The following is a 20,643-nucleotide window of genomic DNA, read 5'->3' on the forward strand; positions in this document are numbered from 1 at the left end:
GCCGGTTCTGTTGCCGGGCGTCAGTGGGTCTCGGTGACCTTGGCCAGCGCGCGCGGGGCATCCGGGTCCTGGCCGCGGGCGATGGTGACCTCGTAGGCCAGCAGCTGGAGCGGCAGGATCTCCAGGATCGTCTGGACCTCCTCGGGCACGCCGGCCGGCAGCGCGAAGCCCGCCGAGGCGGCGTCCACCTGGGCCTGCTGGCCGATGACGACCAGGTCCGCGCCGCGGCCGCGCAGGCGGTCCAGCACCGGCTGCAGGGCCTCGCCGCCCTTGCCGTCCGGGACGATCGCGATGACCGGCGAGACGTTGTCCACCATGGCCAGCGGGCCGTGCAGGAGGTCGGCGCCGGAGAACGGGGAGGCCGGGATGTAGGTGGTCTCCATGAGCTTCAGCGCCGCCTCGCGGGCGGTCGGGTAGCCGTAGCCGCGCGAGGTGATGACCAGGCGCTGGGCGAAGCGGTAGCGCTCGGCCAGGGCCTTCACCTCGGCCTGGCGGGCCAGGATGCCGGCGGCCAGGGCCGGCAGCTCCTTGGCGGCCGAGCCGTCGCCGCCGCGCAGGCCCTCGATCAGCAGGTACAGCGCCAGCAGCTCGGCGGTGTAGGTCTTGGTCGCGGGCAGCGCCTTCTCCGGGCCGGCCAGCACGTCGATGTGGAACTCGGAGACCTCGGCCAGCGGCGAGGCGGCGTTGTTGGTGACGGCGAGCGTGATCGCGCCGGCCTCGCGGGCGGCCTTGGTGGAGGCCACCAGGTCCGGCGAGCCGCCGGACTGGCTGACGGTGATCACCAGGCAGTCGGTGAGGTCCGGCGTGGCGCCGTAGGCGGTCGTGGTGGACATCGAGGTCAGGCCGGCGGGCTTGCCGAGCAGGATCTCGATCAGGTACTTGGCGTACAGCGCCGCGTTGTCGGACGTGCCGCGCGCGGTCAGCAGGACGAAGCGCGGGTTGCGGGCGGCGATCTCGGCCGCGACCTCGCGGATCTTCGGGGCGCCCTCGTCGAGGATGCGCTGGAGGACGGCCGGCTGCTCGGCCATCTCCGCCGCCATGATCCGGCCCGGGACGGAAACAGTCTGCGTGTCGGACATCTGGATGTGCCTCCGATGAGTGGTTCGACCCCGCTGGGCACGACTGCCCGGCGGGGACCTCTACGGCGGCGAGTCCGCACACTCGCTGCGGTGATAACTGCCGCAATCCTACGGGGACGGCGGCCCGCCTGCTCGCCCCGGGCAGGGGCGGGCAGGCGGCGGGCAGGCGGCCCCGGGGTCAGGACGCCTTGTTGATCAGCTGGTCGATCGCCGCGTCGGCGTCCTTGGTGGCCTGGTCCACCGGCTTGCCCTTGAGGATCGCGGTCAGCATGTCCGGGATGATCTTCTGCTTCTCGACCGCGCCCCAGCCCGGGGCCAGCGGGGTGAACCAGGCGTCCGGCACCGCGTTGGCCGCGGCCGCGGTGTTGGGCCGGCTCTTGAGCGGGTTCAGCTGGGTGAGGTTGTTCGGCAGGATGTCCTTGTCGGCGAGCGCCTGCTGCGACTTGGTGCTGGTGAACATCCGGATCCAGTCGCTCGCCAGCGCGGCCTGCGGGGACTTCGCGGTCACGGCGAGGTCGGAGCCGCCGATGAAGGTGGGCAGCGGCTTGCCGTCCGGGCCGGGCATGGTGGCCACCTTGACGGCGTCCTTGAGGGTCGGGTCGCCGGTGCCGGGCGCGGTGACGCTCGCGGCCTCGTAGCCGTTGCCGTAGAACGACGCCGTGCGCCCGCGGGCCATCGCCTCGTACTGGTTCTGCTCGTTGACCGTCAGGTCGGCCTTGTTGTACTTGCGGACCAGGTCGGCGAAGTGGCCGATGCCCTGCTGGGACTTGGGGTCGTGGAGCGTGCCGTGCCAGTTGCCCGAGCTGTCGAACTTGGCGATGCTGCCGCCCGCCGCGGCCACGTAGCTCATCGCGGCGTACCAGTACGGGCCCGGCAGGTAGAGCGGGGAGTAGTTCCTGTCGGCCTTGTTCTTCTCCGCGATCTTGTCGAGGGCGGCCGTCAGGTCGGTCTCGGTCTTCGGGAAGTCGGCGCTGCCGGTGGCCTGCTGGAAGGCGGTCGCGTTGTAGATGGCGACCCGGGCGCCCGCGTAGTAGGGCACGCACCAGAGCTTGTCCTGGTAGGTGCAGGTGTTGGCGAGCGCCTTGATCCAGCTGTCGGAGTTGTCGAAGGTGGTCCGGTCCACCGGGGCCAGCGCGCCGGACAGCACGTACTTCATGGTCTCGGTGTTGCCGAGCTCGACCACGTCCGGGGCGTTGCCGTCGGCGATCGCCTTGTCGAGCTTGCCGACCTTGTCCGCCCAGCCCTGGTAGGCGAGCCGCAGGGTGACCTTCGGGTACTTCGCCGCGAAGTCGTCGTTGACCCGCTGCACCAGGTCGGGCCAGTTCTTCTGGGCGTCGTCCATCAGCCAGACGGTGACGGTGCCGGTCGTGTTCGCCGGCTCGGCGGACGAGCTGCCGGAGTCCCCTGACGGTCCGCCGGCCGAGGAACAGGACGTCAGTCCGGCCGTCAGTGCCACGATCCCGAACGTCGCCATGAGCTGACGCTTCGTCACGCCATCCTCCGAGGGTGCTAGAGCCGTTGGTGCCCGCCGGCAGCGTGATGGCGCCCGCAGCGGAGGGTCCGGGCAGGGGCATGGAGCTTCGGGGAGGGCCGATACCACATCCGGCGAGGTTCGATCTCGAACCGGATGGAGTGGACTCTGGCCTAGACCAATGGCGGTGTCAACGGCCAATTGGCCTTTCTGCCACGGCCGTTGCAGAGCTGTTGTACCGCGAAGCGCTCCCGTGGCGATCAGTCGCTCCGCCGTCACCCTAAGTGGAACTTAAGGCGGATTTAAGGCCCTCTTGAGGGAACACCGTCATCCGCGCGCCATTGCCGGCCACCGCCGGGCGAACACGGCGCCGAGAGACACACAACGCCGGGAAACACGCAGCGCCGAGAAGCACGCAGCGCCGGGAAACACGCAGCGCCGAGAAAAAGAACGGGCCCGCCATGCGGCATGCGCATGGCGGGCCCGTCGGCCGACGTCTCCCGGGCCCGGCCGGTGACGTCCTCGCGGGGGTTCAGCCGATCGCTCCCGGCTGGCCGGTGAGCACCTCGACGGCGGCCAGCCCGCAGACCCGGGCGGCGCCGTGGGTGGCGATGTGCAGCGCGCCGACCGGCTCGGACTGGGGCAGGCCCATCTCGACCACGGCGGCGTCCGGACGGGCCGCCACCAGGCGGCCCAGCACCGCCGACATCCAGGCGTGCCGGTGCGCGTCGCGCACCACCAGCACCAGGCGCCGGCCCTCGGCCCCGGCCACCAGCTCGGCGACCAGCCCGTCCAGCAGCTCCGGAGCGCCCTCGGCGGCCGACACCTCGCGGGTGCGGGTGCCGGGGAAGCGGTCCGCCAGCATCCCGGCCACGCCCCACGGGGTGACGTCGCCGACGGCGATGTTCGGCTCGTCCGAGAACGAGGCGACGAACGGGCGCTCGGTCACCGGCAGCACCTCGCGGCCCGGCGCCCGCACCACCCGCAGCGCCCGGCGGGCGGCCCGCAGGCCCACCGCCAGGTCCGGCTCCGGCCGCTCGCCCTGGGCCGAGATCCGGCCCCAGCTGCCGAGCGCCCGCACCCGGTCGGCCGCGTCCGCGAGCCGCTCCTCGGCGAGCCGGCCGGCCCGCACGCCCGCCACGATGGCGTCGCGCAGCATCAGCACGGTCTCCTCGTCGGCGAGGCCGCCGCCGACGCAGATCGCGTCCGCGCCGGCCGCCAGGGCCAGCACCGTGCCCTCGCCCATCCCGAAGGTGTCGGCGATGGCGCCCATCTCGATCGCGTCGCTGACGATCAGGCCCTGGTAGCCGAGGCCGCCGTCGGCCGGGGCCGCGCGGAGCAGGTCGCGCAGGACGGTCGGGCTGAGCGTGGCCGGCAGCTTCGGGTCCAGCGCCGGGATCATGATGTGGGCCGTCATGACGGCCTTCGTGCCGGCCTCGATCGCCGCCTGGAACGGGATCAGGTCGCGGGCGCGCAGCACGTCCAGGTCGACGTCGATGACCGGCAGGCCGTGGTGCGAGTCGACGGCGGTGTCGCCGTGGCCGGGGAAGTGCTTGGAGCAGGCGGCGACGCCGGCCGACTGCAGGCCCTCCACCCAGGCGGCGGTGTGCCGGGCGCACAGCTCCGGGTCGGCGCCGAAGGAGCGCACGCCGATCACCGGGTTGCGCGGGTTGGAGTTGACGTCCGCGGTGGGCGCCCAGTTGTAGTTGACGCCGGCCGCGGCCAGCGCCCGGCCGAGCTCGCGGGCGACGTCCCGGGTCAGCGCCGGGTCGTCGATCGCGCCGAGCGCGAGGTTGCCGGGCCAGGACGAGCCGGAGCCCGCCTCCAGCCGGGTGACGTCCCCGCTCTCCTCGTCGATGGCGATCAGGAGGTCGGGGTTCTCCGCGCGGAGCGCCCGGGTGAGGGCGGACAGCTGGTCGAGGTCGACCACGTTGCGGTCGAACAGGGCGACCGAACCGAGCCCGGCGGCGAGGTGGCGGCGCAGCCACTCCGGCGGCTCGGTGCCGACGAAGCCGGGCTGCAGGACGGTCAGCGCGTCCCGGTGCAGCTGGTCGCTGTCCAGGGCGGTGGGGACGAGGATGCTCACGGTTTCTCAGCCCTTCACTGCGCCGTCGGTCAGGCCGCTGACCGCCTTGCGCTGCAGGAAGACGAACAGGACGAGGATGGGCAGGGCGAAGAGGGTGGACGCGGCCATCGTGGCGCCCCAGTCGGTGCCGGAGTTGGTCTGGAACGAGGCGAGCCACAGCGGCAGGGTCTGCGCCTGGACCTGCTTGCTCAGGATGTTGACCAGCGGGAACTCGTTCCAGGCGGTGATGAAGCCGAACAGCGAGGTCGACATCAGGCCGGGGGCGAGCAGCGGGAAGATCACCTTCACGAAGGCCTGGGTGCGGGTGCAGCCGTCCACCATGGCCGACTCCTCCAGCTCCTTGGGCACGGCGGCGATGAAGCCGCGCAGCGTCCAGATCGTGAAGGGCAGCACCATCATCATGTAGAAGGCGGTCAGCGGCACGAGGCTGTTGAGCATGTCGCTGTCGCGGACGATCAGGTAGGCCGCGATGATCATGACCTCCCAGGGCGCCATCTGCGCGGCCATGACGACCAGCACGAAGCCCTTGCGGCCGCGGAACTTCATCCGCGCGATCGCGAAGGCGGCCAGGGTGGCGATCAGGAGCGAGCCGACCACGGCGCCGGCCGTGACGATCAGGCTGTTGGTGACGTACGTCCAGAAGTGGTCGACGTGCACCGCGCGGTCGAAGTGGGCCAGCGTCCCGTCCAGCGGGAGGAAGACCGGGTCCCGGCTGACGATGTCCTTGTCCTGCTTGAAGGACGTCGCGAACATCCAGTAGACGGGGAAAAGGAAGAAGACCAACAGGACCGACGCGACGGCGTTCGGCCAGGTGCGTCCGATGAGCGAGCGCCTCACAGCTCGTCCTCCTGCTTCAGGATGATGCGGAAGTAGTAGGCCATCAGCAGGCAGAGCATCAGGATGGTCAGGACCGCGATCGCGGACCCGACGCCGAAGCGCTGGGCGCCGAAGCCCTCCAGGAAGGCGTGGACCGGAAGGGTCCGGGTGAGTCCGTCCGGGCCGCCCTTGTTGATCAGGTAGACCTGGGTGAAGGACTTGAACACCCAGATGACCTCCAGGAAGGTCGTGGCCAGGAAGAACGGCTTCAGGATCGGGAAGGTCACCGAGCCGAAGACCTTGAAGGAGCCGGCGCCGTCCATCCGGGCGGCCTCGTAGAGCTCCTTGGGGATCGTGGTCAGGCCCGCGTAGGTGTTGAAGGCCACGAACGGGATCGACTGCCAGACGATCAGCAGGACGACCACGAAGAAGGTCGAGTACTCGCCGCTGGTCCAGCTGAAGTCGGCCATCGAGTGCCAGCCGAGCTTGTCCAGGAACCAGTTGACGACGCCGTAGTGCTGGTCGAACAGCCAGGTGTAGACGGTGGTCGCGGCGACCACCGGCATCGCCCAGGCCAGCAGCAGGCCGACGGACAGCGCGAGGCGCATCCGCTTGCCGAGCCGGTCGAGCAGCAGGCCGACCAGCGAGCCGAGCACCATGATGAGGACGACGTTGACCGCGGTGAACGCCACCGTGCGCAGCGTGATCGTCCAGAACTCGGAACTGCCGAGCTGCTCGGTGTAGTTGGCGAAGCCGTTCCACTCGGTCAGGTGCTGGATGAACTGCCGCTTGTTGAGGTTCTGGAACGACACCACGGCGATCTTGAGCAGCGGCCATCCCAGCAGGACGACGGTCGCCGCGATGGCCGGCAGCAGCAGGAGGTACGGCGCGGTCCGGGATCCGAGGCTCCGCCCGTCCGCCGGTCTGCGGCCCTTGTTCGGGGTGCGCTCGGCACCGGAAGTGGCGATCTCGTCTGTCATGGCCACCGCGGTCTTCCCTGGCTTCGGGGACTGTGTCTGCACCCGCTGCGAATGCACAGCCATCGTTCTCTCTTCCTGACAACCCGTCACGACGGACGGGCGCCGCCCACCGGCTCCCCGCCGGGAGCCGGTGAGCGACGCCGCTCGACTGCCTTACTGCTTCTGGTTGAGACGCTTGGCGATCTCGTCGTCGGCCTTCTTGGCGGCGGCGGCGTAGTCGCCGGTGAGCGCCGCGGTCAGGAAGTCCTTGATCGGGTTCGGCTCGTTCTCGACGTTGCTCCAGGTGGGCACGTTCGGGGTGGTCGCGCCGTTGGCCGAGGCCGGCAGGGCGGCCTTGGCGAAGTCGCCGGTGACCTGGCTGTTGAGCGAGGTCTTGTTCGGGATGAGGCCGGCGCCGGCCATCAGGCCCTCGTTCTTGTCGCTCATGGCGATCTTGAGGAAGCCCTTGGCGAGCTCGGGGTTCTTGGTCTGCTGGGCGATGGCCAGGTTCGAGCCGCCGAGGAAGACGCTGGAGGGCTTGTCCGCGGTCTTGCCGGGGAGCGGGAAGTAGCCGATCTTGTCGGCGGCCAGCTCCTCGGCCTTCGGGACCTCCCAGCCGAGGCCGATGATGGTGCCGATGTTGCCCTTGGCGAAGACGTCCTTCTGCTGCGGGGTGGCCTCGTCCTTGTCCTTCGGGGCGGTGGCCGAGTAGCTCTGCAGCTTCTTGTAGGTCTCGAAGGCCTTCTGCGCCTCGGGGGACGACAGGCCGCCGGCCCACTTGTCGCCGTCCTTCTTGGCGAACTTGCCGCCCTCGCTGGTCAGCAGGCCGAAGTAGGCGTACCACTCCTGGCCGGGCATGTAGAGCGGGTCGGTGACGCCCGGGACGCCCTTGACCTTGTCCAGGTCGGCGTAGAACTCGTCGAGGGTCTTCGGCGGGGTGGTGATGCCGGCCTTGGTCCAGATGTCCTTGTTGTAGGTCACCACGCGGTTGGTGAAGTACCACGGGGCGGCGTACTGCTTGCCGTCCAGGATCGAGGACTCGTTCAGGTTGGCGGCCCAGTCGGCGCCGCCGACGTTGGCCTTGTCCTTGGTGATGTCCATCAGGCCGCCGGTGGAGGCGTAGCCCGCCGTCTGGGTGTTGCCGATCTCCAGGACGTCGACCGAGCCCTCGGAGAGCGCGGCGGTGACCTTCTGGCCGATGCCGTTCCACTTCTGGGTCTGGATGTCGAGCTTGGCGCCCGGGTAGGCGGCGGTGAAGTCGGCCTTGACGCTCTCCTGCCAGCCCTTGGGGTCGGAGCCGTCCATGATCCAGACGGTGAGGGTCTTGCCGTCGAAGTTCTTGGCCGCCGAGGACGAACCGCTCTTGCTGTCGTCACTCTTGCCGTCCGAGCCGCAGGCCGCCAGACCGACGACCATTGCCGCGACGCCGACCGCCGCGATGAGCTGACGCTTCACGCCATCCTCCTGAGGGATGCCTGGATTGCCCCCGTCGGGTGGCAGCGGCTTACCCACGCATAGCGGGAGGAAAGGTGCCGCGGACCCCTTCGAACGGGTGGGGGGATTCGTAGTCACCGGTCTAGTGGTGTAGACCAGCTGCCTGGAGCTTGGCCTAGACCAATGGGCCTGTCAACGGCTGTTCGACCGATCAGGACCACCCGTTATCAAGCCGACACCGCACATCGTTCATCGCGTGATGAGGTATTCGTTCCGTAGCCATACATGCAACGATGTGACCCGTTAACGATGTGGCGGGGCCGGTGAAGGCCCCGCGAGAAGCGGGAGAACAGGTCCGATGAGCAGCGACGGGGGAACCAGCGCCCAGGTCAACGACCCCGAGGTGAAGAACCTCCCGGCGCAGGCCGGCACCGACCCGACCGCGCGCGTCCCCAAGTACTACGGCCTCAAGCGCCACCTGCTCCAGCTCACCGAGACCCAGCCCGCTGGCACCCCGGTCCCGCCGGAGCGCGCCCTCGCCGCCCAGTTCGACACCTCCCGCACGACCGTGCGCCAGGCCCTCCAGGAACTGGTCGTCGAGGGCCGGCTGGAGCGCATCCAGGGCAAGGGCACCTTCGTCGCCAAGCCCAAGGTCGCCCAGGCCCTCCAGCTCACCTCCTACACCGAGGACATGCGGGCCCAGGGCCTGGAGCCCACCTCCCGGCTGATCGAGATCGGCTACATCACCGCCGACGAGCGCCTCGCCCCGCTGCTGGACATCAAGCCCGGCGGGCGCGTGCTGCGCATCGAGCGCCTGCGGCTGGCCAACGGCGACCCGATGGCCATCGAGGTCGCCCACCTGTCCGCCAAGCGCTTCCCGGCCCTGCGCCGCAACCTCGCCAAGCACAACTCCCTGTACGCGGCCCTGCGCGAGGTGTACGGCGTCACCGTCGCCGAGGCCGAGGAGACCATCGAGACCACCCTCGCCAACCCGCGCGAGGCCGGCCTGCTCGGCTCCGACCTCGGCCTGCCGATGCTCCAGCTCTCCCGGCACTCCTTCGACGCCGACGGGAACCCGGTCGAGTGGGTGCGCTCGATCTACCGCGGCGACCGCTACAAGTTCATCACCCGTCTGCAGCGCCCCGAATAGCGCGCACTCGCACTCCCGAATGACGGGCACCGGCGCACGCGCCGGTGCCCGTTTCCGTCATTTGCCGGCGTGCACGGACGAAAGCGCGCCGGGTGGGGGCGTCCACGCCGCGTCCGGATGGCGGGAAGTTCCGTCATATCCGGTGACATGGATCACTTCATCGTCTAGATTGCGCAGCCGTACTGACAGCCGATCACCGATGGTGCTGCTCGGCGGGTCCCGGGGCGTGTGCGACGTCCCGGGGGCTGCGGCGCCGACGGGGTGGACCCTCCGGAGCGGAGCCGAAGATGCCGTCTGATCCCGATGTCCCCAGCGATTTCCCCGAAGATGTCATGCCCGAGCCACCGGGCACCCCGGTGCCCGCGGTGACGCCCGAGCGGGTGCTGGCCGGGCTCGCCCTGCTGGTGCCGATCGTGGCGATGCTCTGGGTGTCCTCGTACGACAAGACCGGCCCCGCCGTCGGCGGGATGCCGTTCTTCTACTGGTACCAGCTGCTCTGGGTGCCGGCCTCGGCCGTGTTCACGGTCGCCGCGTACCTGCTGATCAACCGCGACGAAAAGGCCCGCAAGGCCGCCCGGGCGGGGGGTGCGCGATGAAGGACGTCAACGTCACCGCCCTGACCGTGTTCGTGCTGTTCTTCCTCCTGGTCACCGTGATGGGCTTCCTCGCCTCGCGCTGGCGCCGGGCGGACGACGCGCAGCACCTGGAGGAGTGGGGCCTCGGCGGGCGCAGCTTCGGCACCTGGGTCACCTGGTTCCTGCTCGGCGGCGACCTCTACACCGCGTACACCTTCGTGGCCGTCCCCGCGGCGGTGTACGCCACCGGCGCGGCGGGCTTCTTCGCGGTGCCGTACACGATCGTCGCCTACCCGCTGGTCTTCCTCTTCCTGCCGCGGCTGTGGTCGGTCTCCCGGGTGCACGGGTACGTCACCCCGGCCGACTTCGTGCGCGGGCGCTACGGCTCCCGGCCGCTGTCCCTGGTCGTCGCGCTGACCGGCATCCTCGCCACCATGCCGTACATCGCGCTCCAGCTGGTCGGCATCCAGGCCGTGCTGGACGTGCTGGGCGTCGGCGGCGGGGCGAACGCGAACTGGTTCGTCAAGGACCTGCCGCTGTTCATCGCCTTCGGCGTGCTCGCGGCCTACACCTACTCCTCCGGGCTTCGGGCGCCGGCGCTGATCGCGTTCGTCAAGGACACGCTGGTCTACGTCGTGATCATCGTCGCGGTCATCTACATCCCGATCCGGCTCGGCGGGTACGGGCACATCTTCGAGGCCGCGCAGCAGAAGTTCAGCGCGCCGAAGGCGGCCGGCTCGCTGACCGTCCCGGGCGACAAGCAGTGGACGTACGCGACGCTCGCGATCGGCTCGGCGATGGCGCTGTTCATGTACCCGCACTCGGTGACCGGCGTGCTGGCCTCCAAGTCCCGCAACACGGTGCGCCGGAACATGGCGATCATGCCGGCCTACTCGCTGATGCTGGGCCTGCTGGCGCTGCTCGGCTTCATGGCGATCGCGGCGAACGTCAGCAAGGGCGACAAGAAGTTCAACGCCCAGCTGTCGGTACCGCAGCTGTTCGCGGACATGTTCCCGGACTGGTTCACCGGGGTCGCCTTCGCGGCGATCGGGATCGGCGCGCTGGTGCCGGCCGCGATCATGTCGATCGCGGCGGCGAACCTCTTCACCCGCAACGTGTACAAGGAGTGGCTGAAGCCCTCCGCCACCCCGGCCGACGAGACCAAGGTCGCGAAGCTGGTCTCGCTGCTGGTCAAGGTCGGCGCGCTGATCTTCGTGCTCGGCATGGACAAGCAGGCCGCGATCAACCTCCAGCTGCTGGGCGGCCTGTGGATCCTGCAGACCTTCGTCGCGATCGTCGGCGGCCTGTTCACCCGCTGGTTCCACCACTGGGCGCTGTTCGCCGGGTGGGCGGCCGGCATGGTCTACGGCAGCTGGGAGGCGTACGGGATCGCCAGTCCGGCCACCAAGCACTTCGGCGGCAACGCGGCCGAGATCCCCGGGATCGGCCAGTACGGCTACATCGGCCTGACCGCCTTCGTGCTCAACCTGGCCGTCGCCGTGGTCCTCACCCTGGTGCTGCGGGCCGTCCGGGCGCCCTACGGCCCGGACGAGACCAAGCCGGCCGACTACAGCGCCGAAGGCCGGGGCGACGAGCCGCAGAACGCGCCGGAGCCCGTAGCGGCGCACTGATTGGCCGTGCGCGCGCCCTGTGATCGCGCCGTCTTCTCCGTGAACACTGGGAGAAGGCGGCGCGATCATATGTATGAACGGGCGCGCACGCCGGGCACCACCAGACCGGACCGGAGACCACCGGCCGGCACCTGATCGACCCACGGGGAGCTCGCGGCAATGGCAGAACTCGGCACCACCCTCAACGGTCAACACCAGTCCACCCGTCCTACGGTCACGACGAACGGCCAGCCCACGAACGGCCACCCCACGAACGGACAGCCGGCGAAGGGCCAGCCGGCCGCCGTCCGGCTGCCGTCCGTGCTGATCGCCACCCGGCACGGCGAGTCCACCGCCAACGTGGAGTTCCAGCTGGCCGAGGCGGCCGGCGCGCTCAGCGTGCCGATCAGCTGCCGGGACGCCGACATCCCGCTGTCGCTGCACGGCCAGCAGCAGGCCCAGGCGCTCGGCCGCTGGTGGGCGGCGCTGCCCAGCGCCGACCGCCCGCGCAGCGTCTGGTGCTCGCCGTACGTGCGCACCGCCGAGACCGCCCGGATCGCGCTCGCCCAGGCCGCCGGGCTCGGCGCCGTCCCGGTCACGCTCGCGGTGCGCTACGACGAGCGGCTGCGCGACCGCGAGCTGGGCGTCCTGGAGATGCTGCCGAAGGCCGCCATCGAGGCCAAGCACCCGGAGGAGGCGGCCCGGCGGCGCAAGATGGGCGAGCTGTACTACCGCCCGCCCGGCGGCGAGTCCTGGGCGGACGTCGCGCTGCGCGTGCGCAGCCTGCTGCGGGACGTGTGCGAGGAGGAGGCCGGGCGGCCGGTCCTGCTGGTGGCGCACGACTGCACGGTGCTGATGCTGCGCTACGCGCTGGACCGGCTGACCGAGGAGCGGCTGATGACGCTGGGGCCGGTGCACAACTGTTCCACCAGCCTGTGGCGGGCCCGGGACGGGCGGCTGCGGCCGTCGTACTGGAACGACACCGACCACCTGTGACCGGCGACCGGTCCTGGGGTCAGTCCTCACCGCCCGGCCCGGCGAAGCAGCGCCGGTAGGCCAGCGGCGTGGTCCCGAGCCGGCGCCCGAAGTGGTGGCGCAGGGCCGCCGCGTTGCCGAAGCCGCAGCGGGCGGCGACCGCGTCCACCGGTTCGGTGGTGGACTCCAGCAGCCGCTGGGCGAGCAGCACCCGCTGCCCGGTGAGCCAGCGGTGCGGGGTGGTCCCGGTCTCCTGCTGGAAGCGGCGGGCGAAGGTGCGCGGCGACATGTGGACCCGGGCGGCCAGCTGCTCGACGGTGCACTCCCGGTCCAGGTGGTGGCGCATCCAGTCGAGCAGCGGGGCCAGGGAGTCGCCGTCGCCGCCGGGCAGCGGGCGGTTCACGAACTGGGCCTGCCCGCCCTCCCGGTGCGGGGCCACCACCATCCGGCGGGCGATCCCCCGGGCCACCTCGGCGCCCTGCAGCTTGCGCACCAGGTGCAGGCAGGCGTCGATGCCGGCGGCCGTCCCGGCCGAGGTGATCACCGGGTCGTCGTCGACGTACAGGACGTCCGGCTCGACCCGGGTCTTCGGGAAGCGCTCGGCGAGGTCCCCGGTGTACCGCCAGTGGGTGGTGGAGCGGCGGTCGTCCAGCAGGCCGGCGGCGCCGAGAACGAAGGCCCCGCTGCAGATGGAGAGCACCCGGCCACCGGCGGCGACGGCCCCGCGCAGGGCCTCCAGCAGCGGCTCGGGGTAGCGCGGGCGGACCGAGGAGGCGGTGACGATCACCAGGTCGGCGCCGGCCAGCCGCTCCGGGCCGTGCGGGACGTCCATCGAGAAGCCGGCGTGGGTGCGGTGCGGGCCCGGGCGGGCGCCGGCCAGCGCGAAGTCGTACCCGGGCAGGCCGTCCTCGGTGCGGTCCAGGCCGAACACCTCGCAGGCGACGCCGAGCTCGAAGGGGTGGACCTCCTCCAGCACGACCGTGACCACGTTCTTGAGCATGCGGATCAGGATGCCCGGCGGGCCGTGGGGAGGGAAGGGCCCGGGGTGGCAGGATTTCGATGGAACCGGTCATTCCTGCCACTCGTGGGCCCCGCGCGGCGCCGCGAGAGTGGACCCATGGACTCCGAAACGATCGCGAGCGCACTCGCCCTGGCCGGTGCCGTCGGCGGGTTCGGCCTGCTCGGCACCCTGATCGGCCGGGAGGTCTCGCGCGGCGCCGCCGCCGGCCGCGACAACTGGCACCGCTCCGGCGGCTACCCGGCCGGCCCGGACCGCCTCGACCGCCTCCACGGCACCGGGCCCGCCGCCCCGGCCGTCCCCCGCGCGACCCCCGGCGCCGCGACCCCGCACGACTCCGGCACACTTTCCGCATGGACATCGTCATCCGCCCGGCCCGCGAGGAGGACCTCGACGACGCCGGCCGCATCACCGTCGAGGCCTTCGTCGGCGACGGCCACACCGCGCCCGACAGCAGTTACGTCGCGCTCCTGCGCGACGCCGGCCGCCGCTCCCGCGAGGCCGAGCTGCTCGTCGCGGTCGACGTGGCCGACGGGCGGGTCCTCGGCTGCGTGACCTTCGCGGTCGGCGGCACCGAGTGGGCCGACATCGCCGCCCCGGGCGAGGGCGAGATCCGGATGCTCGCCACCGCCGCGGCCGCCCGCGGCCGGGGCGTCGGCGAGGCCCTGGTGCGCGCCGCCCTGGCCCGCACCCGCGAACTCGGGCTGGCCGGGATGGCGTTCTCCACCCAGCCGCGGATGACCGCCGCCCACCGCATATACGAGCGGGTCGGATTCCGGCGCGCGCCCGAGCGCGACTGGGCGCCTTTCCCCGGCATGGACCTGATGGTCTACGCGATGGCTTTCTGACGGCCCGCGGGCAGCGCGCAGGCGGCACGCAGGCGCCGTTCGGACGGCGTGCGGATGGCGTGCTGACGGCGTTCCGGCAGCGTGCGCGGCCGGTGGCCAAAGGCCTGTGACTTGAAATGACCATCTGATAGGGACACTGCTAGGATCCGCCGCATGACGACGGGGAGTGCGCCTAGCGGCTGGTATGACGACCCTTCCGGCCAGCCCAACACGCTGCGCTGGTGGGACGGTTCCACGTGGACCGACAAGATTCAGGCCAAGCCCGGAGGCGCCGCGGGCGCACCCGCGGACGCCGTCCCCGGCCGTGACGCCGCGAACGCCGCGGCCCCGACGGCCGTCGCCCCGCCGGTGCCGGGCCCGGCCGCCGCGCCGCCCACCCCGACCATGCCGTCGCTGCCGACCCAGACCGCCACGTCGGGCCCGCAGAGCGGACCGGCCGCCCAGCCCGCGCCGCAGCCCGTCCAGCCGCAGGTCCAGCAGCCCGCGCCGGGCCCGCTGACCGGCCCCGGGCCCGCCGCGCCCGCGCCGCAGCCGATCCCGACCTCGGTGGTCTTCGAGACCGTCGACCCGAAGCGCGGCAAGCGCCGGGTGCTCCTGGCCGTCGGCGCCGTGGTGCTGTCCCTGGCGATGGCCGGCGCCGGCTACGTCGTCGGCCACAAGACCGGCGGCTCGCCGAAGGCCTCGTCGAGCACCGCGCCCTCGGCCACCGGCGACCCCAAGAGCCCGAACGGCTTCATGGGCACCGCGCTGACCGGCGGCCAGACCCTCGCGGGCGGGCGTCAGGTCACCGGCCAGGACGGCAAGATGAGCTTCATGGTGCCGCAGGACTGGCAGATCCAGAACGACGCCAAGACCCCGACCGACGTCCGGTACGCGGTCAGCCCGTACGCCTGCGTCGGCCACGGCAGCGGCGCCTGCACCCGCGGCCTGGTGGTCCAGAACCTCCGGGTGTTCAACGGCGGTTGGTCCGACCCCAAGTCCCTCGTGCTCGGCATGGGCCAGCTGCTCTACAACGTCCGCTACGGCTCGGACGCGCCCACCCCGCCGGAGCCGGTGAAGCAGTCGGCCGTCAAGATCCAGAACCTGGACGGCTACCTCGCCCTGTGGCACGTGCCGATGTCCAGCGGCTCCTCGACCCCGGACAGCTACTGCGGCGTCCTGGAGGTCACCCCGGCGGCCGGCGCGACCACCGTGCCGGTGCTGCAGATCTGCCTGGACCAGGCGTCGGAGGCCCCGCCGCTGACGGTCATGGACCAGATCGCGAACTCCGTCAAGATCACGCCCTGATCGGTGAAGCTCCCCGCAGGCCCCGCCCCTCCCGGCGGGGCCTGCGGCGTTTTGCGCCGCGGCGACTGCCGGACCCCGGCTGTGGCCGGCCCACCGCTGCCCGTATGCTGACCGCTTGAACGACAATCCGACCCCATGTATAACGTGTCGGTCCCGCCGAACCGTTCAGCAACGGGCGGGTGACCACGGCCCACGGGCGTCGACGAAGCAGGAAACCAACGGCTCCGGTACGACCGGGCGTTGTATGGGGGATACCGGTGGACTCCACCAACGAAAACGCGGCGAACCGGACCGGCCGGGGACGGGGGCGCCACGGACGCATACTCCCCCGGGGCCGGCACGAACGGCGCCTCGTCCGCCGCGACCTGCGCAACAGCGCCGCCCAACGCGCCTACATCGCCTGCGCGGACACGACCGGTCAGCTGACCCCGGGTGAGGACGGCGCCGCCGTGCGCTACCGCTCGGTCTCCTCGCGCGGCGTCAAGTTCGTCATGACGCTCCTGGTCACGGTCAACGCGCTGGCCGGCCTCGCCTTCGTCGGCTGGCTGCTGCTGCCCGAGCACATCCCAGGCTCCGGCGTGGGCTGGTCCCCGGACTGGCGGATCAACCTGGCGCGCATCTGCTTCTGCGCCGTCATCACCGTCGAACTGATCCGCCTGGTCCAGAACCTCGCCGTCTGGGTCTTCGCCTTCCGCGCCAAGGACCCCCTGCCGGTCACCCCGCCGCCCGGCCTCAAGGTCGCCGTGCTCACCACGATCGTGCCCTCCAAGGAGCCGATCGAGATCGTCGAGCGCACCCTCGCGGCGATGCTGCGCATCGAGTACGACGGCCAGGTCGACGTCTGGATCCTCGACGAGGGCGACGACGACCGGGTCAAGAAGATGGCCGCGCGCCTCGGCGTCCACCACTTCAGCCGCAAGGGCCGCCCCGAGTACAACCAGGCCGAGGGCGAGTTCCGGGCCAAGACCAAGTCCGGCAACCACAACTCCTGGCGCGCCGAGCACGAGCACGGCTACGACGTCGTGGCCCAGATGGACCCCGACCACGTCCCGCTGCCCTGCTTCCTGGAGCGCACCCTCGGCTACTTCCGCGACCCCGACACCGCGTTCGTCGTCGCCCCGCAGGTCTACGGCAACATGTACGACAACTGGGTCGCCCACGGCGCCTCCGTGCAGCAGTACCTGTTCTCCGGACTGGTCGAGCGCGGCGGCAACGGCATGGACGCGCCGCTGCTGATCGGCACCAACCACCTGTACCGGCCCACCGCGTGGCAGCAGATCGGCGGCTACCAGGACTCGATCATCGAGGACCACCTGACCAGCATGCGGATCCAGGCCACCGTCAACCCGGCCACCGACCGCCGCTGGAAGGGCGTCTACACCCCCGACGTCCTCGCCGTCGGCGAGGGCCCGACCTCCTGGACCGACTACTTCAACCAGCAGAAGCGCTGGGCCTACGGCATCTGGGAGATCCTCCTCAAGGGCCGCCTGCGCTCGGGCCTCAAGCTGCGGCTGCGCCAGCGCGTGCTCTACGGGCTCGTCCAGTTCTACTACCCGAGCGTCGCGGTCAACACCGTCCTCGGCAGCCTCGCCACCTCCGTCTACCTGGCCCTCGGCGTCACCTCCATCCACCTCAACAGCACCCACTGGATGGCCCTGTGGGGCGCCAGCATGGGCAGCTGGTTCGTGCTGTGGCTGTGGCTGCGCCGCTTCAACCTGGCCGCGCACGAGCGGCGCGAGATCGGCATGGCCGGCATGGGCCTGGCCCTGTTCGCCGGCCCGGTGTACGTCGCCGCGGCGCTGGCCGCGCTGCTGCGCCGGCCGCTCGCCTACGCCGTCACCGCCAAGGGCGACCTGCGCAGCGCCGAGTCGCTGTCGACGTTCCGGCTGCACCTGCTGTGGGCGGCCGTCGCGGGCGGGCTGCTCGGGGCGAGCTTCACGCTCCACCACGACATCTGGATCCTGCGGTTCTGGGCGGTCGTCAGCCTGTTCACCGGGGTGGCGCCGCCGGTGATCTCCTTCGTCAGCGGACGCCGCGAGGCCCGCGCCCAGCGTGCCGCCGCGGCCAAGGCCGCCGAGGCGTCCGAAGTTGTGGAGGCGTACGAGGACGTCGAGTCTCCCGAGACCTCTGAGGCACCCGAAACCGTCGAGGTGCCTGAGGCCGTCGAGACGTCCGAAGCCGTGGAGGCGCCCGCCGCCCGGCCGGTGCCGTCCCAGCGCCGCCGGGCCCGGCGCGCCGAAGAGCCGGACGCCGACGGGGAGTTCGAGGAACTGCTGGAGCCCGCCCGGGCCGGCGGCCGCCGTGAGCAGGAGGGCCGCTGATGTTCCGGATCACCGTCCCCCGGATCGCCGCCCTGGTCGCCCTGGCCCTGATGGTCGGCTACACCTTCGTGCTCGCGCCCCGGCTGTCTCGGGGCCACGACCAGGACCCGTACGGCTTCGCTGGCGCCGCCCCGACCGCGATGCCGACCTGGCTCACCAGCGCCCTGGCCGCGCCCCCGACCGCCGCCCCCGTCACGCCCTCCCCCGGCGCCACGGCCGTCCCGTCGCCGACGCCGCCCCCGCCGCCGCAGTTCCCGCCGGCCGGCGAGGCGTTCACCGGCATCATGACCAAGACCGGCCCCTACGACCTCGGCCCGCTCGACGAGTTCACCTCCGCCGTCAAGCACCAGCCCAACGTCCTGGAGTTCTCGGTCGGCTGGTGGGACCGCAAGTTCGACCGCCGGATCTTCGACACGGTCGCCGAGCGCGGCATCATGCCGATGGTCGCCTGGGAGCCCTGGGACTACCGCAAGGAGGCGAAGGAGGACAAGCTCCGCGGCGAGCAGCCCGAGTACGCCCTCTCCAACATCATCGACGGCAGGTTCGACGACTACATCAAGACCTGGGCCGAGGGCGTCAAGGGCCTCGGCTACCCCGTCGCGCTGCGCTTCGCCCACGAGATGAACGGCTACTGGTACCCCTGGGCCGAGCAGGCCAACGGGAACAGGAAGGGCCAGTACGTCCAGGCGTGGAAACACGTCCACGACATCTTCAAGCAGGTCGGCGCGACCAGGGTCACCTGGGTGTGGAGCCCCAACGTCGACTACGAGAACGCCACCGGCCTCGGCACGCTCTACCCCGGCGACGACTACGTCGACTGGATCGGCCTGTCCGGCTACTACGGCACCACCGGCGTCGAGAAGTACAAGTCCTTCGACCAGATCTTCCAGCCGACCATCAAGGAACTGCGGGACTTCACCCAGAAGCCCGTCGTGATCACCGAGACCGGCGCCACCGACACCTCCGGGCTCAAGGCGCAGTGGATCACCGAGATGTTCTCGCAGCTCCCCCAGCACCCCGACATCATCGGCGTGATCTGGTACGAGGCGCGCAAGGAGGTCGACTGGCGGGTCGCCGCGTCCGACGCGGCCTCCCAGGCGTACGCCGCCGGGGTCGCCGCACCCCGCTACAACACGCCGTGGACCGTCCACTCCGTACCGGCCGTGACCGCGGCGCCGCCGCCACCGCCGCCCGCGCCCTCCCCGACGGCCGACCCCTCCCCGTCGCCCTCGGCCTCCCCGTCCGTCACCAGGCCCGGCACCCCGACCCGGAAGCCGACCGCCGGCGCCACCCGGCCGCGGTCGAGCTCCACCCCCACCGGGTGAGCGCGCCCCAGGCCCGGCCGACGGACCGCACGACCACGCAGCAGCAGGGAGGCGAGCACCCCATGACCAACCCCGCCATACCCGGCACCGGGCACGCCGGCCGGCGCCCGTGGTGGGCGCTCGCGCCGGCCGCCGTCATCGCGCTGGTCCTGTGCGCCCTGCTGCTCCCCCGGGGCCAGCAGGAGCCCGCCAGACCCGTCAAGGCCGCCCCGGTGGTCACTCCGCTGCCCGCCGCGACCGCCGGCGAGCTGTGCTCCACCGCGCAGAACCGTTACCCCTCGCAGGCCGTGGACTCCGGCCGCTACCTGATCAACCCCAACGAGTGGAACGCCACCGGGGGCCTGTGCATCAGCAGCACCGACGGCGCCACCGGCTTCAAGGTCACCCGCAGCGGCGTCGGCCCGGCCAGCCTGACCGACCCGAACCGCGGCCCCGGCGCCTACCCGCACATCAGCACCCAGCTCCAGCCGGGCACCGGACCGCTGCCGATCCCGGTCGGGAACCTGCGCTACGCGACCAGCAGTTGGCACACCACCCAGGTCGACTCCGGCGTCTACAACGCCTCGTACGACATCTGGTACAGCAACAGCCGCACCAGCTGCTCGTTCACCGAGAGCGCCGAGCTGATGATCTGGCTGCGCGGCAACGGCAAGACCCCGTTCGGCGACGAGGCCGGCGAGCTCAAGGCCGGCGGCACGTCCTACCGCGTGTTCCAGGCGCCGAAGACGGGCAGCCACACGCTGATCACCTACGAGATGGCGACCAGCACGGCCTCCGTCACCGACCTGGACCTGCGGGCCTTCACCCGCGACGCCGTCCAGCGCGGCTACGTCCCGGCGGGCTCCTACCTGTGCGCCGTCCAGGCCGGGTTCGAGATCTGGGACGGCGGCGCCGGGCTCGGCAGCGACTCGTTCTCGTTCCAGGCGGCCGCCGGGCAGCCCAGCGGCGCGATCACCTCGGCGCTGCCGGGCCTGTGCCTGGACAGCCGGGTCACCGGCGACCCGGCGGCGGTCGGCGCGGGCACCTGCGACGGCTCCGCGGCCCAGACCTGGACGATGGCGGACGACGGCTCGATCGGCCAGTCCGGCCGCTGCGTCGAGGACCCGGCCATCGGCTTCCCGGTCCTCACGGCCTGCACCTCCCGGTCCGACCAGCGCTGGCGGGTCACCCAGACCGGTCAGCTCGCGAACCAGGACACCGGGCGCTGCGTCGAGTATCCGGCGGGCCCCTCGGGAGCCCCTTCAGGCGCCCCCACGGGCGCCTCTTCGGGGACGCCGGCGGGCGGCGCGGCACAGGTGCGGATGCGCCCGTGCGACGGCCGCACGAGCCAGGAATGGCACCCCCCGGCCTGAGCAGTTTATCGCACGCGAGCTCGAACAACTGTGCCGCGCGACACTACATGTGGGGCTGCATCGGATTACCGGCACTAGATGTATGCTCATCCCTGCTGTCGACGCAGGGGAACCCGGTGCGAGTCCGGGACTGCCCCGCAGCGGTGTGCGGGCGGCTCAACCGAGCCTCTCCCGCGAGTCCGAGTACCTGCCGACGGCGTGCAGAGGCCCTCCCGCAGAGGCCGGCAGCACACGCAGTACCTTCCGGGCCTCGCGGGCGGGCCGGGGATGACACCGTCGTGCGACGCGCCCATGCGCGCCTGCGCGCGTGCGCCCCTGCCCCGAACGGCCCGGTCCC

Annotated in this window: 16 protein-coding genes and 1 riboswitch; of the genes, 9 read left to right on the plus strand and 7 right to left on the minus strand. The window is 71.6% G+C overall.

Features of this window, described 5'->3' with window-relative positions:
- Positions 1-20: 20 nt before the first annotated feature.
- The 6 genes from AB0O00_RS05545 to AB0O00_RS05570 all read right to left on the minus strand — a co-directional run bounded on the left by AB0O00_RS05545 (position 21) and on the right by AB0O00_RS05570 (position 7,866).
- On the minus strand, positions 21-1,079 hold the full coding sequence (locus AB0O00_RS05545; RefSeq protein WP_363648795.1) for an SIS domain-containing protein: 1,059 nt from the start codon (positions 1,077-1,079) through the stop codon (positions 21-23).
- A 178-nt stretch (positions 1,080-1,257) separates the two neighbouring features.
- Positions 1,258-2,571, minus strand: a complete 1,314-nt coding sequence (locus AB0O00_RS05550) for an extracellular solute-binding protein (protein WP_363648796.1) — start codon at positions 2,569-2,571, stop codon at positions 1,258-1,260.
- 511 nt (positions 2,572-3,082) lie between these two features.
- The gene (locus AB0O00_RS05555; RefSeq protein WP_363648797.1) at positions 3,083-4,636 is read right to left on the minus strand and encodes a glycoside hydrolase family 3 protein; all 1,554 of its coding nucleotides are present in this window, start codon (positions 4,634-4,636) and stop codon (positions 3,083-3,085) included.
- Between the two features lie 6 nt (positions 4,637-4,642).
- Positions 4,643-5,473 carry a carbohydrate ABC transporter permease gene (locus AB0O00_RS05560; RefSeq protein ID WP_363648798.1) on the minus strand — a complete coding sequence of 277 codons (831 nt, stop codon included), beginning with the start codon at positions 5,471-5,473 and terminating at the stop codon, positions 4,643-4,645.
- On the minus strand, positions 5,470-6,432 hold the full coding sequence (locus AB0O00_RS05565) for a sugar ABC transporter permease (protein WP_363648799.1): 963 nt from the start codon (positions 6,430-6,432) through the stop codon (positions 5,470-5,472). The genes AB0O00_RS05560 and AB0O00_RS05565 overlap by 4 nt, the downstream gene beginning before the upstream one ends.
- Before the next feature lie 153 nt (positions 6,433-6,585).
- Positions 6,586-7,866, minus strand: a complete 1,281-nt coding sequence (locus tag AB0O00_RS05570) for an extracellular solute-binding protein (protein ID WP_363648800.1) — start codon at positions 7,864-7,866, stop codon at positions 6,586-6,588.
- 337 nt (positions 7,867-8,203) lie between these two features.
- Here AB0O00_RS05570 and AB0O00_RS05575 point away from each other — a divergent pair, with 337 nt between their 5' ends.
- The 4 genes from AB0O00_RS05575 (at position 8,204) to AB0O00_RS05590 (ending at position 12,176) form a co-directional block, all read left to right on the plus strand.
- On the plus strand, positions 8,204-8,995 hold the full coding sequence (locus AB0O00_RS05575; protein WP_363648801.1) for a GntR family transcriptional regulator: 792 nt from the start codon (positions 8,204-8,206) through the stop codon (positions 8,993-8,995).
- A 332-nt stretch (positions 8,996-9,327) separates the two neighbouring features.
- Positions 9,328-9,591, plus strand: a complete 264-nt coding sequence (locus AB0O00_RS05580; RefSeq protein WP_363648802.1) for a DUF3311 domain-containing protein — start codon at positions 9,328-9,330, stop codon at positions 9,589-9,591.
- Positions 9,588-11,201 carry a monocarboxylate uptake permease MctP gene (gene mctP, locus AB0O00_RS05585; protein WP_363648803.1) on the plus strand — a complete coding sequence of 538 codons (1,614 nt, stop codon included), beginning with the start codon at positions 9,588-9,590 and terminating at the stop codon, positions 11,199-11,201. Before AB0O00_RS05580 ends, mctP begins: the two co-directional genes overlap by 4 nt.
- A 159-nt stretch (positions 11,202-11,360) precedes the next feature.
- Positions 11,361-12,176 carry a histidine phosphatase family protein gene (locus AB0O00_RS05590; protein WP_363648804.1) on the plus strand — a complete coding sequence of 272 codons (816 nt, stop codon included), beginning with the start codon at positions 11,361-11,363 and terminating at the stop codon, positions 12,174-12,176.
- A gap of 19 nt (positions 12,177-12,195) precedes the next feature.
- Here the strand turns inward: AB0O00_RS05590 and AB0O00_RS05595 are convergent, their stop codons facing one another.
- Positions 12,196-13,155 (minus strand): helix-turn-helix domain-containing protein, encoded by a 960-nt coding sequence (locus tag AB0O00_RS05595; protein ID WP_363648805.1) that lies wholly within the window; start codon positions 13,153-13,155, stop codon positions 12,196-12,198.
- Positions 13,156-13,526: 371 nt separating this feature from the next.
- On the opposite strand from AB0O00_RS05595, the gene AB0O00_RS05600 reads away from it, so the two are divergent.
- The 5 genes from AB0O00_RS05600 to AB0O00_RS05620 all read left to right on the plus strand — a co-directional run bounded on the left by AB0O00_RS05600 (position 13,527) and on the right by AB0O00_RS05620 (position 20,306).
- On the plus strand, positions 13,527-14,021 hold the full coding sequence (locus tag AB0O00_RS05600) for an N-acetyltransferase (RefSeq protein ID WP_363648806.1): 495 nt from the start codon (positions 13,527-13,529) through the stop codon (positions 14,019-14,021).
- 153 nt (positions 14,022-14,174) lie between these two features.
- Positions 14,175-15,308, plus strand: a complete 1,134-nt coding sequence (locus tag AB0O00_RS05605) for a DUF2510 domain-containing protein (protein ID WP_363648807.1) — start codon at positions 14,175-14,177, stop codon at positions 15,306-15,308.
- Between the two features lie 257 nt (positions 15,309-15,565).
- Positions 15,566-17,629, plus strand: coding sequence for a glycosyltransferase family 2 protein (locus tag AB0O00_RS05610; RefSeq protein WP_363648808.1), 2,064 nt, complete (start codon positions 15,566-15,568; stop codon positions 17,627-17,629).
- Entirely contained in the window at positions 17,629-18,954 is a 1,326-nt protein-coding gene (locus tag AB0O00_RS05615) for a glycosyl hydrolase (protein WP_363648809.1), read from the plus strand. Before AB0O00_RS05610 ends, AB0O00_RS05615 begins: the two co-directional genes overlap by 1 nt.
- A 62-nt stretch (positions 18,955-19,016) precedes the next feature.
- A complete protein-coding gene (locus tag AB0O00_RS05620; RefSeq protein ID WP_363648810.1) occupies positions 19,017-20,306 on the plus strand; it encodes a ricin-type beta-trefoil lectin domain protein in 1,290 nt (429 codons plus the stop codon).
- 65 nt (positions 20,307-20,371) lie between these two features.
- Positions 20,372-20,516, plus strand: a riboswitch (cobalamin riboswitch).
- The last annotated feature ends 127 nt before the right edge of the window (positions 20,517-20,643 follow it).

It is taken from the genome of Kitasatospora sp. NPDC093558, assembly GCF_040683475.1.
Classification (GTDB): domain Bacteria; phylum Actinomycetota; class Actinomycetes; order Streptomycetales; family Streptomycetaceae; genus Kitasatospora.